General features: G+C 67.9%; 11 protein-coding genes. 10 read left to right on the top strand and 1 reads right to left on the bottom strand.

Annotated elements, in window-relative coordinates:
- Nucleotides 1-2 precede the first annotated feature (2 nt).
- The 5 genes from smc (at nt 3) to ffh (ending at nt 8,925) form a co-directional block, all read left to right on the top strand.
- On the top strand, nt 3-3,461 hold the full coding sequence (smc, locus tag BLS40_RS04185; protein ID WP_092149184.1) for a chromosome segregation protein SMC: 3,459 nt from the start codon (nt 3-5) through the stop codon (nt 3,459-3,461).
- Nucleotides 3,462-3,515: 54 nt separating this feature from the next.
- Nucleotides 3,516-5,222, top strand: a complete 1,707-nt coding sequence (ftsY, locus tag BLS40_RS04180; RefSeq protein WP_092149181.1) for a signal recognition particle-docking protein FtsY — start codon at nt 3,516-3,518, stop codon at nt 5,220-5,222.
- A 202-nt stretch (nt 5,223-5,424) separates the two neighbouring features.
- On the top strand, nt 5,425-6,846 hold the full coding sequence (locus BLS40_RS04175) for an ammonium transporter (RefSeq protein WP_172808039.1): 1,422 nt from the start codon (nt 5,425-5,427) through the stop codon (nt 6,844-6,846).
- Between the two features lie 9 nt (nt 6,847-6,855).
- A complete protein-coding gene (locus tag BLS40_RS04170) occupies nt 6,856-7,200 on the top strand; it encodes a P-II family nitrogen regulator (RefSeq protein WP_092149174.1) in 345 nt (114 codons plus the stop codon).
- An 84-nt stretch (nt 7,201-7,284) separates the two neighbouring features.
- Complete coding sequence (ffh, locus tag BLS40_RS04165) at nt 7,285-8,925, top strand: signal recognition particle protein (RefSeq protein ID WP_092149171.1); 1,641 nt, start codon at nt 7,285-7,287, stop codon at nt 8,923-8,925.
- Between the two features lie 28 nt (nt 8,926-8,953).
- Here ffh and BLS40_RS04160 read toward each other — a convergent pair whose 3' ends face one another.
- Nucleotides 8,954-11,053: an acyltransferase family protein gene (locus BLS40_RS04160; protein ID WP_092149168.1), complete on the bottom strand. Its 2,100-nt coding sequence runs from the start codon at nt 11,051-11,053 to the stop codon at nt 8,954-8,956.
- Nucleotides 11,054-11,297: 244 nt separating this feature from the next.
- Between BLS40_RS04160 and rpsP the strand changes: the two genes are divergently transcribed.
- From rpsP to rplS, 5 genes are all read left to right on the top strand, one after another.
- A complete protein-coding gene (gene rpsP / locus BLS40_RS04155; RefSeq protein ID WP_006840043.1) occupies nt 11,298-11,819 on the top strand; it encodes a 30S ribosomal protein S16 in 522 nt (173 codons plus the stop codon).
- Nucleotides 11,820-11,929: 110 nt separating this feature from the next.
- A complete protein-coding gene (gene rimM / locus BLS40_RS04150; protein WP_092149165.1) occupies nt 11,930-12,439 on the top strand; it encodes a ribosome maturation factor RimM in 510 nt (169 codons plus the stop codon).
- A 1-nt stretch (nt 12,440) separates the two neighbouring features.
- Nucleotides 12,441-13,547 carry a tRNA (guanosine(37)-N1)-methyltransferase TrmD gene (trmD, locus tag BLS40_RS04145; RefSeq protein ID WP_092152152.1) on the top strand — a complete coding sequence of 369 codons (1,107 nt, stop codon included), beginning with the start codon at nt 12,441-12,443 and terminating at the stop codon, nt 13,545-13,547.
- Nucleotides 13,544-15,820: a Tex family protein gene (locus BLS40_RS04140; RefSeq protein WP_092149162.1), complete on the top strand. Its 2,277-nt coding sequence runs from the start codon at nt 13,544-13,546 to the stop codon at nt 15,818-15,820. The genes trmD and BLS40_RS04140 overlap by 4 nt, the downstream gene beginning before the upstream one ends.
- 108 nt (nt 15,821-15,928) lie before the next feature.
- Nucleotides 15,929-16,276 carry a 50S ribosomal protein L19 gene (gene rplS, locus BLS40_RS04135; protein WP_092149159.1) on the top strand — a complete coding sequence of 116 codons (348 nt, stop codon included), beginning with the start codon at nt 15,929-15,931 and terminating at the stop codon, nt 16,274-16,276.
- Nucleotides 16,277-16,392: the final 116 nt, after the last annotated feature.

Here is a 16,392-nt window from a genome sequence, read left to right as displayed (position 1 = left end):
CCATGCATCTCAAGTCGCTCACGCTCAAGGGGTTCAAGTCCTTTGCGTCGGCGACGTCGATGAAGTTCGAGCCGGGCATCTGCGCGGTGGTCGGGCCCAACGGCTCGGGCAAGTCGAATGTGGTGGACGCGCTGGCCTGGGTGATGGGAGAGCAGGGCGCCAAGAACCTGCGCGGCGGCAAGATGGAGGACGTCATCTTCGCAGGCGCGGGCGAGCGCAAGCCGCTGGGCCGCGCGGAGGTGACCCTGACCTTCGACAACTCCGACAAGCACCTTCCCATCGAGTACACCGAGGTTGCGATCACGCGCCGGATGTTCCGCGACGGCGCCTCCGAGTACGAGATCAACGGCTCCAAGGCGCGCCTGATGGACATCCAGGAGCTGCTGTCGGACTCCGGAATCGGCCGCGAGATGCACATCATCGTCGGCCAGGGCAAGCTCTCCGAGATTCTGGAGTCGCGCCCGGAGGAGCGGCGCGCCTTCATCGAGGAGGCCGCCGGGGTGCTGAAGCACCGCCGTCGCAAAGAAAGAGCCCAGCGCAAGCTCACCGGCATGCAGGCCAATCTGGATCGTCTCACGGATCTCACCGAGGAGCTGGGCAAACAGCTAAAGCCGCTCGCCCGCCAGGCGGAGGCGGCCCAGCGCGCGGCCACCGTGCAGGCCACGCTGCGCAGCGCCCGCCTGTCGCTCGCGGCCGACGACATTCTCACCCTCCGCGCGAAGCTCGACAGCGCCGCCGCCGACGCCGCCGCGGTCGCGGAGAAGGTCGATGCGGCCGCGGCCGCGCTGGAGGAGGCGGAGGCACGGCAGGAAGAGATCGAGGCCCGCCAGTGCGAGGTGGAGCCGGCAGCGGATGAAGCGCAGCAGACCTGGTTTACGCTGTCCACCCTTGCGGAGCGTGTGAGCGCGACGCTGCGGATCGCCACGGAACGCGCCGCCAATACCGTCGGCCAGACCGTTTACCAGGGCCAGGACCCCGACGCGCTGGAAGCCCGGGCCGCACTGGCGGACGAGCAGTACGCCGACGCGCTCGAGCGCGCCGAGGAGGCGGCCGAGAAGCTGGAGTCCATCCGCGAGGAGATCGAGCAGCGCCAGGAGGTCGTCGACGCCGCCGAGCGCGAGCATGCGGCGCAGGTCCGCGCTATCGCCGATCGTCGGGAGGGCGTCGTGCGCCTGCTGGCACAGGAGGACAGTCAGCTCGCCGCCGTGACCGCGGCCCAGCAGGAGATTGCCAGGCTCGCGGAAACCCTGGACGCGTCGCGGCAGCGCGCCGCAGACGCCGCCGCCGAGGCGGACGAGATCGCGCAGAAGGTCGCCGACCTCGAGTCCCGCCGCGAGCCGCTCCATCAATCGCACGTCCGCGCCGCCGCCGAGTCCGATGCGGCCGACAAGCGTCTGGAGCAGCTGCGTTCCACACAGCGCGAGCGCGAGCGCGCCGTGTTCACGCTCGAATCACGGATTGCCACGCTGTCCGAGCAGGCCCCGAAAAAGGCGGCGGCTGACGTCCTCGGCGACAGCTTCGGCCCGCTCGCGGGCCTCGTGCTTGCCGACGACGGCGTGGAGAAAGCGCTCGCCGCCGCCCTCGGCCCGTTCGCGGAGGCCCTCGTCGGGGCGGGAAACGGGCCAGACGACGTGGAGCGGGCTCTCGCCCAGGCGGAGAGGACCATCGTCATCGACCGCGCCGGCGGCTCCGGCTGGCGTCTTACCGCGGACGCGCCCGTCGACTGGCTCCTGGACAGCGTGCGCATTGATCCGGCCGTCACAGGCCCCGTCACCCGCCTGCTTGTCGACGTCGCCCTGGCCGACACCGTCTCAGATGCCCGCCGCATTGTGGCCGGCGACCCGCGCCTGCGGGCGGTGACGCGCTCCGGGGTGCTCGTGGGCGAGGGGTGGATCGCCGCCGGCTCGGGCCGGGCCACCACCGTCGAGGTCACCGCCCGCATCGAACGCGCCGGCGTGGAGCTGGAGCGCGCCCGCGCCGAGCTCGCCGAGCTCTCCGGCACCCTCGAGGGCGCAAAGCTGGCCGCCGAGGACGCGCGGGTGGCGGCCGCGGCGGCGAAGGCCGCGTTGCGCGAGCACGACGCGAACCTGGAGGCGTGGCGCCGCGACGTCGCGAGACTGAACCAGCACCGCGATGCTCAGATGCAGGAGCACGAGCGTGCGGCGCAGCGAGCCACGGAAGCCGACGCGCGCCTGGCCCAGCGCCAGGGGGAGCTCGCGCAGACGCGCGACCGCCTCTCCCGCGTCGAGGCGGACGATACCGCCCCGGATGAGCCGTCCACCGCCGAGCGCGACTGCGCCCGCGCAGCGCTGAACGAGGTCGCGTCCATGGAGATGGAGGCCACGGTAACGGTGCGCACGGCGCAGCAGGCGGCGCAGGGCGCGGCCGGTAGGGGAGAGGCGCTGCGTCGACAAGCGGAGCACGAGCGCGCGGCGAAGGAGCGGTTCGAGGCGGGCGTCGCCAAGCAGAAAGCGCAGGCGGAGCTCGCGGCGGCCGTGGCAGGGCACGCCCGGCAGGTGCTCGAGCGCGTCCGCGACGCCGCCGAGCGCGCGACGGCGCAGCGCGACGGCCTCGCCGCCGAAGTCGCCCACCTGCGCGCCCAGGCCCAGCAGGCCAGACAACAGGTCAGCGCAGACCGCCAGCGGCTGGCGCGGCTCACCGACAGGGCGCACAGCGCCGAGATCGCGCGCGAGCAGGCGCAGGTGCGCCTCGATGAGGCCGAGGCGACGGCCGCCGAATCCCTCGGCATCGCGGTTGCCGACCTTGTGGCCACGCACGCCCCCGGCGAGAATTTCGACCGCGGCGCCGAGCAGGCCCGCCTCACCCAGGCCGAGAAGGACCTGCGAGCGCTGGGCAAGGTCAACCCGCTCGCGCTCGAGGAGTACAAGGCGCTGGAGGAGCGCTACTCGTTTTTGAGCACGCAGCTTGATGACGTCATGCATGCGCGCCGTGACCTCATCGGCGTGATCAACGACGTCGACGACCAGATCCTGCAACTGTTCACCGACGCCTGGGCCGACGTGGAGGCGGAGTTCCCCAAGGTATTCCACACACTGTTTCCGGGCGGGGAGGCGCGGCTCGTGCTCACCGAACCGGGCGACATGCTCACGACGGGCATCGAGATCGAAGCCCGCCCGCCTGGGAAGAAGGTCAAGCGCCTCTCGCTGCTGTCCGGCGGGGAGAAGTCGCTCACGGCGCTGGCCTTCCTGGTGGCGATCTTCCGCGCCAGGCCCAGCCCCTTCTACGTGCTCGACGAGGTCGAAGCAGCGCTTGACGACGTCAATCTGCGCCGGCTCATCGCCCTGCTGGAGGAGCTGCGCCGGGATTCGCAGCTGATCGTGATCACGCACCAGAAGCCCACGATGGATGTGGCGAATGTGCTCTACGGGGTGACGATGCGCGGCGACGGGGTCACCCACGTGCTGTCGCAGCGGATGAGCCCGTCGCCGGCGTCCGGTTAGCGCTGCCGCGTCGCCGCCCACACATGTGCTCATTCGGCTGGCACTATAGAGGATATGAATACGACTCTTCTCTGGATTCTGATCGCCATCGTTGTGATCGCCCTGATCATCGTGGGGATCGTGGTGGTGGGAAACAGCCGCAGGAAATCAAAGACCGTCTCCTTCGAGAAACCGCAGGACGAGGCGCCGAAGGAGCTGACCCAGCAAGAGAAATCCGGCAATTACCAGGCGACCGGCGGGTTTTCGTTCGCCCCCGCCGAGGCGGCGCCCGCGGAGAAAGTACCCATGGAGAACGCGCCCGCGGGGAACGTGCCCGAGAAGGCGGCACCGCGTGAGCCCGAGGTCGCAGCCGGGTCGACGGCCTTGTCGAAGCTGAATGAGCAACTGGCTGAGCAGCCCGCGGCGGAGGAGCCGACGGTTGAGGAGCCCGAGCTCGAAATCACCCGCGACGTCGCCGAGGCTGCAGAGGAGCTCAATAACACGGACACCGAGGCGGAAACTGACACGGATGCCGACACTGACGCAGTCGTTGAACCGGAATCGACGGTCGAGACCCCGGCGCCGGTGGCCGCGGTCCTCTCGCCCGAGGGCCAGGACATCGTCGAGGAGGTCTTCGAGGCGGAGGGCGAGGCTGAGCAGGACACGGGGCAGGACACGGAGCAGGACACGGAGCGGGACACCGCCCGTGACCAGGCTGACCAGACTGAGGAGGCTGAGGAGGCCGCCACGATTGCCGCGGTGACCGCAGAGGTTGCCGAGGCGGCCCGCCAGGAGGGTGCTGTCGCGTCGGAGGACGCGATCGTCGATACGCCCGCGGCGGACGAGCCGCTGGACGACATCGCCCCGGCCGCCGGGCGCATCGGCAAACTCCGGGGCCGCCTGTCGCGTTCGCAGAACGCCATCGGGCAGGGGTTGCTGGGCATTCTCACGGCCGGCGACCTGGATGAGGACGCCTGGGAGGAGATCGAGGACACCCTCATCATGGCGGACCTGGGCACCCAGCTCACGCTGAAGGTGACGGAGTCGCTGCGCGAGAAGATCGCGGAGCGGGGAGTCTCCAGCGAGGCGGAGGCCCGCGCGATGCTGCGCGAGACCCTCATCGAGGCCGGGCGGCCCGAGATGGACCGGTCCATTAAGGCCATTCCCAACGGCGGCAAACCGGCGGTGATCCTCGTCGTCGGCGTCAACGGCACCGGCAAGACCACCACGACCGGCAAGCTCGCGCGCGTGCTGGTGTCGATGGGCCACTCGGTTGTTCTCGGCGCTGCGGACACCTTCCGCGCGGCGGCCGCGGACCAGCTGGAGACGTGGGGCAGGCGCGTGGGCGCGTCCACCGTGCGCGGCAAAGAGGGCGCGGACCCCGCGTCCGTGGCGTTCGACGCCGTTGCCACCGGTGTGGACCAGGGCGCCGACGTCGTGCTGATCGACACCGCGGGGCGCCTGCACACCGCGACGGGTCTGATGGACCAGCTGGGCAAGGTCAAGCGCGTCGTGGAAAAGAAGTCCCACGTCGATGAGGTGCTGTTGGTGCTTGACGCCACCGTCGGCCAAAACGGCATCACTCAGGCGCGCGTGTTCCGCGAGGTCGTCGACATCACCGGTGTGGTGCTAACCAAGCTCGACGGGACGGCTAAGGGTGGCATCGTGTTCCAGGTGCAGGAGGAGCTCGGCGTGCCCGTCAAGCTCGTCGGCTTGGGCGAGGGTGCGGATGACCTGGCGCCCTTCGAGGTGGAGAGCTTCGTCGACGCGCTGCTCGGGTAGCGTTCCCAGGAAGCCACAACCCGCCGTCCATCTGCGACGGCGGGTTTTGTGATGCTCGTCGCAAAAACACGTCTCCTCTACCGCGCTTGGTACCTGTCGTTCTACAGTAAACACCGTCCAAACTGTCGACCGATAGGTTCTTAGAGAGGTGAATACCGTGATAACAGAAGAAGCGGCCGCTGTGGCTGGCAACTCGAGCTGGATGCTGGTCTCTGCATCCCTGGTGCTGCTCATGACCCCCGCGCTGGCGCTGTTCTACGGCGGGATGTCGTCGCGCCGCAGCGTGCTCAACATGATGATGATGTCGTTTACATCGCTGGGCGTAGTCACGGTGGTGTACGTGCTGTGGGGCTGGTCCATGTCGTACGGCAGCCAGTCCATCGGCGGGGTGTTTGCCAACCCGTTCGAGTTCCTGGGCCTGCGAAACTCCATCGTTGACGAGGCCGGAAACTACCTCGAGGGCGCGAGCGGGTACCCCAACGTCATCGACATCGGATTCCAGCTCACATTCGCCGTCATCTCCACGGCGATCATCTCGGGCGCCGTCGCCAGCCGCGTGAAGATCGGCGCGTGGATCGCCTTCGCCGCCGCCTGGGTCACCCTGGTGTACTTCCCACTGGCGCACATGGTGTGGGGCGGGGGCCTGCTGGGTCACGCGGAGGGCTCCATCGCCGCGCGGATGTTCGGCCTCGCGGACGGGGAGGCGGCCGTCGCCCCGATCGACTTCGCCGGCGGCACCGTCGTCCACATCTCGGCGGGCACAGCCGCGCTCGTCCTGGCGATGATCATCGGCCAGCGCCAGGGCTTCCCCACGTCCAACTCGCGACCGCACAACCTGCCGCTTGTCATGATCGGCGCGGCGCTGCTGTGGTTCGGCTGGTTCGGCTTCAACGGCGGCTCCGCGTTCGCCGCGGACGGCCTCGCCGGCCTGGCGTGGGTCAACACGACCGCCGCGGCGGCCGCGGCGATGCTGGGCTGGTTGCTCATTGAGAAGCTTCGCGACGGCTACGCCACCTCTCTCGGCGCGTCCTCCGGTGTCGTCGCAGGTCTGGTGGCCATCACGCCGGCTGCCGGGGACCTCGCCCCCGTGTCTTCGCTCATCCTCGGCTTCATCGGTGGCATCCTCGCCTGCTTCGGCGTGGGGCTGAAGTACACCTTCAATTACGACGACTCCCTCGACGTTGTCGGCGTTCACCTGGTTGCCGGGCTCTGGGGCACGATCGGCCTCGCATTCTTCGCCGGCGACCGGGGCATCCTCACCGGCGGAGGGGCGGAGGGCTGGAAATTGCTCGCCGTGCAGACGGTCATCGCGCTCGCCTCGATGATCTTCGCGGGCGTGATCACCACGCTCATCGCCCTGGTGATCAAGCACACGATGGGTTGGAGGATCACGCGCGAGGAAGAGTTCGACGGCATTGACTACTCCGTCCACCGCGAAACCGGCTACGACTTCGGCGGACCCGGCATGCGCCCGGGCGGGGTGCCGGCGGGCAATAAGTCAGCCGCCGAGCTCGGGCTCAACGAGGCCCGAGAAGACCACCACACCACCATGTCCCACGAGGCTGCAACCCCGGCAACCCCGGCAACCCCGGCAACCCCGGCAACCCCCGCTTCCAAGGTTTAAGGAGAGATCATGAAACTCATCACTGCAGTGGTCAAGCCGTTCACGGTCACCGACATCATGGAAGCCCTGGAAGGAATCGGGGTGGGCGGGATCACGGTCACCGAAGCCCAGGGCCGCGGGCGCCAGGGCGGCAACGTCGAGTACTACCGCGGCGCCAAGTACTCCTCGCCCTTCGTCGCCAAGGCGAAGATTGAGGTGCTGGTGACCGACGAGCAGGTAGACGCGGCCGTCGACACGATCGCGCGCAGCGCCTACACGGGGGAGGTCGGCGACGGGAAAGTCTGGGTCACCGGCGTCGACCATGTGGTCAGGGTGCGCACCGGCGAGGCGGATGACTCCGCCATCCTGGGGTAGGCGGGAAGTTCTGATTGACTCCGCTACGCGCTAGGCTGTAACGAGCCTATAGCCGTACACCCCACCACAAGGAGCGTGCCCCACGTGTTTGAGTCATTGTCCGACCGCCTACAGACTGCCCTCGGTGGCTTGCGCGGCAAGGGCAAGCTCACCGAGGCAGACATCAACGCGACCGCCCGCGAGATCCGCCTCGCGCTGCTGGAGGCAGATGTCTCGCTCACCGTGGTGCGCGCCTTTATTAAGCGGGTGAAGGAACGCGCCCTGGGCGCCGACGTCTCGGAGGCGCTGAACCCTGCCCAGCAGGTCATCAAGATTGTCGACGAGGAACTGACCAACATCCTCGGCGGGGAGACGCGCCGGCTAAACCTGGCCAAGAACCCGCCGACCGTGATCATGCTGGCCGGCCTCCAGGGCGCCGGCAAGACCACGCTCGCCGGCAAGCTGGCCCGCCACTTGGGCAAGCAGGGCCACACCCCCATACTCGTGGCCTGCGACCTGCAGCGGCCCGGTGCCGTGCAGCAGCTGCAGATCGTCGGCGAGCGGGCAGGCGTGCCCACCTTCGCGCCGGACCCCGGCACCTCGATCGACTCCCTCGATCACGAGATGGGCACCTCCCACGGAGACCCGGTGGCCGTGGCGCGCGAGGGCATCGAGTACGCCAAGCGCAACAAGAACGACGTGGTCATCATCGATACCGCCGGCCGGCTGGGTATTGACGAAACCCTGATGGCCCAGGCGCGCAGCATCCGCGACGCCGTCAACCCCGACGAGGTCCTCTTCGTCATCGACGCCATGATCGGCCAGGACGCCGTGACCACCGCGCAGGCGTTCGCCGACGGCGTCGACTTCACCGGTGTGGTGCTGACCAAGCTTGACGGCGACGCCCGCGGCGGCGCAGCGCTGTCCATCCGCGAGGTCACCGGAAAACCCATCCTGTTCGCTTCCACGGGCGAGAAGCTCGACGATTTCGATGTCTTCCACCCGGACCGCATGTCGAGCCGCATCCTCGGCATGGGCGATGTGCTCTCCCTCATCGAGCAGGCGGAGACTATGTTCGACGAGCAGGAGGCCGAAAAGGCCGCCGCGCGCCTCGGCTCCGGCGAGCTCACTTTGGAGGACTTCCTCGACCAGCTGCTCATGGTCCGCCGCATGGGGCCGATCGGCAACCTGCTGAAGATGATGCCCGGTGGCAAGCAGATGAACGAGATGGCCGACATGGTGGACGAGAAGCAGCTCGACCGCATCCAGGCGATCATCCGCGGCATGACTCCCGCCGAGCGCGAGGACCCGAAGATCCTCAACGCCTCGCGTCGCAAGCGCATCGCCAACGGTTCCGGCGTGTCCGTGTCCGAGGTCAACCAGCTGGTGGAGCGCTTCTTCGAGGCGAAGAAGATGATGGGGCAGATGGCCAGCCAGTTCGGCCTGCCCGGCATGCCTGGAATGGGCGGGGGGCGCAGCGCCACGAAGAAGAAGCCGAAGGGCCGCAAGGGCAAGAACGGCAAGCGCAAGCCGGTGAAGAACCGTGGCGGCGCGAAGCCGGGAATGCCCGGTGGCATGCCGAGCATGGCGGACCTGCAAAAAATGCAGGAGCAGCTGGGCGGCGGTATGCCCGGTATGACCGGTATGCCCGGAGCAGGGAAGATGCCGCCGGGCATGGAGGGCCTCGACGTGAATAACCTCGACTTCTCCCAGGCGATGAAGAATCTGGGGAAGAAAGGGAAGTAGGTCTACGCGCGCTCCGGAAGTCAGCGCGTCAACTCCCGGCCGTCTCCTCCAAGAGGGGGCCGAGGTGGTGCCAGATAAGCGGTGCCAGAGTGAGAGAGTAAGCGTTGGAGATGTGGTTCTGGTCCCGGTAGACGGTGACGTTTCCGATCACGGGCGGGCACAGTCCGTCGGGACAGTACCAGCCGGAGGTGTCCACCATGTGGCGCATGGCGTCCGCATCGGAGTAGTCGGCGGCCGGGTCTTCGGGCGAGTACATCGTCGTGGCGGGCATGCTGCATTCGGCGACCGAGCCGCCGTTGACTACACAGCCGTTGGGGTTCAAGGGGGTCCCGTCGGCATCGAAAATCCACGGGTTGTCTCTGAGCCCGAGAAACGGGATCTCGGCCTCGGCGAAGGCATCCCACACCTCCACGTACTCCGGGGGAACGGAATCCGTGGATGGGCTCGCTTCTCCGTCTGAGCCGGCCGGGCGTGTCGAGGTAGAGACCACCACGGCCGGGTCGAGGGATGCGAGCTCGTTGAATGTGTTGAGCGACCACTTCGCGCACCGGTGGCTGACCAGGTCTCCGGGGGTAAACACCATCGGGCACGTCTGGCGGATGAAAGTGATGACCTTAAACCCGTGTTTCTTGCCCAGTTCGTCGAGTGCCACACCGTATGTTTCGGCGTGGGAGCCGCCGACCAAAGCCACGGTTGTTTCGGCCTCGGGGTCTCCGTAGACGCAATCTGCTTCCGGCGCGGCATCCCCCGGCTCATCCTGGAAAATCACGCAGCCGTCGCGGAAGATGTGGGTGGTGATGCTGGAGGCCAGCATGGGTGCCGGCTGAGCAGGCACATCCGGAACTGAGGCGCCGCGCAGAGCCATTGCCCCCGGATGCTGCTCCGCACTGGAGGGGGAATCGGCGATGGTGACGTTTCGCTCCCACATCGGTGACAGCGACAGGATCGCTGCCGTGCTGGTGGCGATGAGGACACCGCCCGCCGCCCGCGCGGCACCCGCGGGCCGCTGCAGAGAACCCAGCGCTGCCGTGACGGGTGCGTCTTGTTTCGTCGGGCGCTTGCCGTGCATGCGCAAGGGCTCCTCGACCGCCGTGTGCGTTGCCTGGGCAAGGACAATGGAAAGCGCGATAACTCCCAGGCCGACGGACAGGGGTGGAATGGTATGCGAGCCTATGGTGACGGCGATGATCAACAGTGGCCAGTGCCATAGATAGAGGGGATAGGCGACGGAACCGAGCCAGGTAATCGGCCGCGACGAAAGAATCGATGACACGGGATTGGCCGGGTTGCTCAGCACAATCAGTGCAGCCCCGCCAATCGGCATCAGGGTGAGCGGTCCGGGATATGCCAGGGTTGTGGGAATGACAACACCGGTCAACGCTATCAGTGTGAGACCGCTGCCGGCGGTGAGGGCGCTGAACCGCCTCGGAATCTGCACCTGTGCGGCCAGGGCGAGGAATCCTCCCAGCGTCAGCTCCCAGGCGCGGGAAAAGAAGGAGTAATAGTTCGGTTCCGTGCCGAAAAGGCCGAAGCGCGATGCCCAGCTCAACGATGCCACGGTCACCACCACGAGCAACGCGATGGTCCCGCGTCGCACCCAGGTTCGGGATATGCCCGTCCGAGTGACAAGCACTGCGATGACCGTTCCGAGCAGGATGGCGGCGAGATAGAACTGCCCCTGAACGCTGATGGACCACAAGTGCTGCAGCGGCGATGCTTCCGGGCTCACAGCGGCGTAATCAGAGCCCTGGGCGGCGAGCTCGCGGTTCTGGGCGAAGAAGATGGCGGCGGTGAACTGCCGCAGGAGTTCTCCGCTCACCAGTCCCGGAACGAGCGCGAACACGAGGATGACGGTCGCCGCCAGTACCACCACCAGCGAGGGTATGAGACGGCGGGCGGTGCGCCACATGGGCCACCACGGATTTACGCGGGGGTTCTCGCGTAGCGCGTAGCGCACCTGTGACCCGACGAAGAAGTACCCCGAGAGGAAAAGGAACACGTCCACACCGCCGGATACGCGCCCCACGAAAATATGGAACACCACGACGAGGGCGATGGCGATGCCGCGCAAACCTTCGAGGTCGTTGCGGAATTGGGGGGTGCTACTGGCTGCCCTCCCACTGTCCATCGCCGTCCTCCTTCCCGCGCAGGTAAGCAACGGGTAGTCTACTCCGGCCCGTTTTGGACTCTGAAACCGACCGGTTGTAAGGTAATGCAGGTTGCGCAGCGCTCTGCGTGCGCACACCCTGCGTTAGCGCCGGACCCGAGTACGCTCGACCGGCCCGTCACACGCAAGTAAATCCAAAGGGTTGAACCGGCCCGCAGACAAGCTGCGGGTGTCTGAACTGCCCAGTGACCACGAAGGACTTTTCATGGCTGTCAAGATTAAGCTGCAGCGTCTCGGCAAGATCCGCAACGCCCAGTACCGCGTCGTCATCGCCGACGCACGTGCCCGCCGCGACGGCAAGGTGATCGAGAACATCGGCATCTACCACCCGAAGGAGGAGCCGTCGCTGATCCGCATCAATTCCGAGCGTGCACAGTACTGGCTCGGCGTCGGCGCCCAGCCGACCGAGCCGGTTCTCGCGCTGCTCAAGGTGACCGGCGATTGGCAGAAGCACAAGGGCCTCGACGGTGCCGAGGGCACGCTGAAGGTTGCCCCGGAGAAGCCGTCTAAGCTTGAGCTGTTCAACCAGGCCCTCGAAGAGGCAAACAACGGCCCGAGCGCGGAGGCCATCACCGAGAAGCGCAAGAAGGCCAAGGAGGAGGCCGAGGCTAAGGCTGCGGCTGAAGCAGAGGCTGCCGCCAAGGCCGAGGCAGAGGCTGCCGCAGAGTCCGCAGCAGAGTCTTCCGAGGAAGCTCCGGCTGAGGAAGATGCCGCTGAGGAGAACTAGTATCCGTCACTAGGTGACTGCAACGCACACTGTGCGTTGCAGTCTTCTTTTGTTTTCGGGGTGTGGGTGGGGCGTCGATAAGCATAAAGGCCCTGCTAGAATACGCGCTCATGGAGCTGCTCATCGGCAAGGTCGTTAAATCCCACGGCATCAAGGGAGAGGTCGCCGTCGAGGTGCTTACCGACGACCCCGGCGAGCGCTTCGCCCTCGGGGAGGTGCTGACTGGCCGGCAGCCGGGCAAGGAGCGCGAGCTGACCATCAAGACGCTGCGCCCGCACCAGAACCGCCTGCTCATGAGCTTCGAGGAAGTCCCGGACCGCACCCAGGCCGACTCCCTGCGCGGGATGCAGTTCTTCGCCGAGCCGCTCGAGCGCAGCAGCGAATCCGTTGACGCCGACGAGTTTTATGACCACGAACTCATCGGGCTGAAGGTGCGCCTCGAAGGCGCGGAGGTCGGCGAGGTCACGGGTGTGATGGACACCCCGAACCGCAAGATCCTGGAGATCGACTACGACGGGCGCGAGGTGCTCGTGCCGTTCGTGATGGATTTCGTCCCCGAGGTCGACCTGGGGGAGGGCTTCCTGGCGATCACCCCGCCGGAGGGCCTGCTGGATGTCTAAGCTGCGCCTGGACATCATCACCATCTTCCCCGAGTATCTCGAGCCGCTGCGCCACGCGCTGCTGGGCAAGGCCATCGAGCAGGGGATCGTCAGCGTGGGCATTCATAACCTGCGCGACTGGGCCACGGGCAGCCACAAGTCCGTCGACTCCCCGCCGCTCGGCGGCGGGCCCGGCATGGTGATGAAGCCCGAGGTGTGGGGCCCGGCGCTCGACGCCGTGGCGGCCGGACGCGCGGGGACCGAGGTGTCGTCGGCGGCGCCACACCGCAACGACAAACCCCGCCACGATGACGTGGCGGACGTCGCCCCCCGCCCCTACGCCCCGGGGGAAGAAGACCGGTCCACACCGCTGTTGCTGGTACCCACCCCGGCCGGCGTTCCGTTTACGCAGGCGGACGCGCGGGAGTGGTCGCGCGAGGAGCACATCGTCATCGCCTGCGGGCGCTACGAGGGCATCGACCAGCGCGTGTTCGAGGACGCGGAACGCCGCTACCGCGTGCGCGAGGTCTCCATCGGCGACTACGTGCTCATCGGCGGGGAGGCGGCCGCGCTCGTGATCGCCGAGGCGGTCACGCGGCTGATCCCCGGGGTGCTGGGAAACACGGCGAGCCACGAGGAGGACTCGTTTTCTTTCGGTCTGCTCGAGGCCCCGAGCTACACCAAGCCCCGCGTGTGGCGGGGCATCGCGGCGCCCGAGGTGCTCACGAGCGGCGACCACTCCAAGGTCGAGCGGTGGCGGCGCGAGCAGTCCCTGCGCCGGACCCAAAAGGTGCGCCCCGATCTCATCGCGCGCGCCGAGCTGAGCGGGGAGGATCAGTTCGCCCTCAACGCCCGCGACTTCCACCTGGAGGTGGAGCTCCGGGAGGAGCCCGCCGACTGGGGCAAGCTGTTGGCGGCGGCGCGGAAAAGGCTGCGCAAAGCCGGCATCGAGGTCCGTTCAGTCGAGGCGAACACTGCCGGCGGCGGCCGCCGAATCGACGTCGCGGGGCGCAGCGACCTGGGCGAGGAGGACCTCCGCCTCGCCGTCGCCACGGCGGTGGGCGCCACCCCGCCGACTAGTAGTGGTACCGGCAGGCAAGCACGGTGGGCGATACAATCCCACGAATGACCGATTTCGCAGCCACCATCGCGACAGAGCTTTCCGTCCGGCCGGCCCAGGTGGGCACGGCACTCGCGCTTCTTGCCGAGGGAAACACCGTGCCGTTCATCTCCCGCTACCGGAAGGAGGCCACCGGCGGGCTCGACGACACGCAGCTGCGCCACATCGAGCAGCGCCACGCCTACCTCGTCGACCTCGAGGACCGCCGCGCCGCCATCCTCGCGGCCGTCGAGGAGCAGGGGGCCTTGACAGGCGACCTGCGCGCCGCGATCCTCGCCGCCGACACCAAGGCCCGCCTCGAGGATCTCTACCTGCCGTACAAGAAGCGCCGCAAGACCAAGGCGGACATCGCGCGCGAGGCAGGCCTCGAGGAGCTCACCCAGCTGCTTATCGACGCCCCCGCGACCGACCCGGAGGCCGCCGCCGCGCGCTTTGTCACCGAGGGCTTCCCGGACGAGAAGTCGGTGCTCGACGGCGCCCGCGCCATCCTCGCCGACCGCATCGCGCTTACCGCCGACCTGGTGGGGGAGGTGCGCGAGCGGTTCTACGCCGCCGGCACCCTGCGCGCCGGAGTGGTGGAGGGCAAGGAAGCCGAAGGTGCCAAGTTCAAGGACTACTTCGAGTTCTCCGAGCCGTTCGAGACCCTGCCCAGCCACCGCATCCTCGCCCTTTTGCGCGGGGAGAAGGAGGGCGTGCTCACCCTCGACCTCGACGGAGGGGACGAGGCCGTCTACACGGGCATGATCGCCGAGCACCTCGACCTGGCGGTGAAGGACTCCGCCTGGCTGGCAAAGTCCGTCGGGTGGGCGTGGCGCACGAAGCTGCAGGTCTCCTCCACCCTGGATGCGCGGATGCGCCTGAAGGAGAAGGCCGAGCGCGGGGCGCTCGAGGTGTTCACGACCAACCTGCGCGACGTGCTGCTGGCCGCGCCCGCGGGCCAGCGCGCCACGCTCGCCCTCGACCCGGGCTACCGCAACGGGGTGAAATGCGCGGTGGTCGACGCCACGGGCAAAGTGCTCGACACCGCGATTGTCTACCCGCACCAGCCGCAGAACCGGTGGTCGGAGGCGGTGCGCACGCTCTCCGGGCTGGCGGCCACCCACGCGGTGGAGCTCGTCGCGGTGGGCAACGGCACGGCCAGCCGCGAATCGGAGCGCCTCGCCGGGGAGGTAGCGGACCTTATCGCGCAGGCCGGAGGCAGGCGCCCCACCCCCGTGATGGTCTCCGAATCTGGGGCGTCCGTGTACTCCGCCTCCGATATGGCCGCCGCCGAGTTCCCGGACATGGATGTTTCCCTGCGCTCCGCGGTCTCCATCGCGCGGCGTCTACAGGACCCGCTGGCGGAGCTGGTCAAGGTCGACCCGAAGTCAATCGGGGTGGGCCAGTACCAGCACGACGTGGACCAGACCGCGCTGGCGAAGGCGCTGGACGCGGTGGTGGAGGACGCCGTCAACGCCGTCGGTGTGGACCTGAACACAGCGTCCGTGCCACTGCTCGAGCGCGTCGCCGGGGTGAGTGCCACCCTGGCGCGCAACATCGTCGGATACCGCGACGAGCACGGCGCCTTCGCCTCGCGCAAAGAGCTGGCCAAGGTGCCCCGGCTGGGCCCGAAGGCCTTCGAGCAGGCGGCCGGTTTCATGCGCATCCGCGGCGCCGCGAACCCGCTCGACTCCTCGGCGGTCCACCCCGAGGCGTACCCGGTGGTCGAGCGCATCGCCGCCGCATCGGGGCTGGACACCGCGGCGCTGATCGGCAACACCGCGGTGCTGGCCACGCTCAACCCGGCCGATTTCGCCGACGACACCTTCGGCGTGCCCACCGTGACCGACATCATCGCCGAGCTGGACAAGCCGGGCCGCGACCCGCGCCCCGAGTTCACCACCGCCACGTTCAAGGAAGGGGTAAACAAGGTCTCCGACCTCACCCCCGGCATGATCCTCGAGGGGACGGTGACCAACGTCGCGGCCTTCGGCGCGTTCGTCGACGTCGGCGTGCACCAGGACGGCCTCGTCCACGTCTCCGCGATGAGCGAGACGTTCGTCTCCGACCCGCACGAGGTCGTGCGCTCCGGCCAGGTGGTCACGGTCAAAGTCCTCGACGTCGACGTCGAGCGCCAGCGCATCGGGCTGACGCTGCGGCTTGGCGACGTCCCGGGCGCGCCGAAAGACACGCGGCGGCGGGAAAAGGGATCGGGGCGTGGGAAGGGGCGTCGACAAGCGAATGCGGAGGGCGGCTCCATGGCGGCGGCTCTCAAGCAGGCGGGATTTGGTCGAGGCCGCTGACCTGTGTAAACTCACGTGGGTTGTTGTAGGCGATACGAACCAGTCGAGCGCCCTGACCAGGGAAAAGCCGCTAGGGTCCTCTGTCCGTAAACGTAAAGGATTGCTTCCATGAGCAATGGCATCATTGACATTGTCGACGCAGGTCAGCTGCGCGACGACATCCCCGACTTCCGCCCGGGCGACACCCTCGGCGTGCACGTCAAGGTTATTGAGGGTTCTGTGACCCGTACCCAGCTCTTCGAGGGCTTCGTCGTCCGCCGCCAGGGCGCCGGCATCCGCGAGACGTTCACCGTGCGCAAGATCTCCTTCGGCATCGGCGTCGAGCGTACCTTCCCGGTGCACTCCCCGAACATCGACAAGATCGAGGTTCTGCGTAAGGGCGACGTCCGCCGCGCCAAGCTGTACTACATGCGCGACCTGCGCGGTAAGGCTGCCCGCATCAAGGAGCGCCGCTAGCTGTAGCTGCGCCCCGGCGCTGCGCGTCGTTACAGGCCCCGTTCACCTCACCCGGTGGGCGGGGTCTTCGCTGTGTCACGCGCTCGGGGGAATCACCCGACCCCGCTGCTACAGTA

It is taken from the genome of Corynebacterium mycetoides, from assembly GCF_900103625.1.
GTDB lineage: Bacteria > Actinomycetota > Actinomycetes > Mycobacteriales > Mycobacteriaceae > Corynebacterium > Corynebacterium mycetoides.
This window is presented reverse-complemented; position numbering and strand designations above follow the sequence as displayed.

Bases quoted from the DNA above. Each gene is read 5' to 3' on its own strand.
- smc (WP_092149184.1), top strand. From the start codon at position 3: ATGCATCTCAAGTCGCTCACGCTCAAGGGGTTCAAGTCCTTTGCGTCG.
- ftsY (WP_092149181.1), top strand. From the start codon at position 3,516: ATGAATACGACTCTTCTCTGGATTCTGATCGCCATCGTTGTGATCGCC.
- BLS40_RS04175 (WP_172808039.1), top strand. From the start codon at position 5,425: ATGCTGGTCTCTGCATCCCTGGTGCTGCTCATGACCCCCGCGCTGGCG.
- BLS40_RS04170 (WP_092149174.1), top strand. From the start codon at position 6,856: ATGAAACTCATCACTGCAGTGGTCAAGCCGTTCACGGTCACCGACATC.
- BLS40_RS04160 (WP_092149168.1), bottom strand. From the start codon at position 11,053: ATGGACAGTGGGAGGGCAGCCAGTAGCACCCCCCAATTCCGCAACGAC.
- rpsP (WP_006840043.1), top strand. From the start codon at position 11,298: ATGGCTGTCAAGATTAAGCTGCAGCGTCTCGGCAAGATCCGCAACGCC.
- rimM (WP_092149165.1), top strand. From the start codon at position 11,930: ATGGAGCTGCTCATCGGCAAGGTCGTTAAATCCCACGGCATCAAGGGA.
- BLS40_RS04140 (WP_092149162.1), top strand. From the start codon at position 13,544: ATGACCGATTTCGCAGCCACCATCGCGACAGAGCTTTCCGTCCGGCCG.
- rplS (WP_092149159.1), top strand. From the start codon at position 15,929: ATGAGCAATGGCATCATTGACATTGTCGACGCAGGTCAGCTGCGCGAC.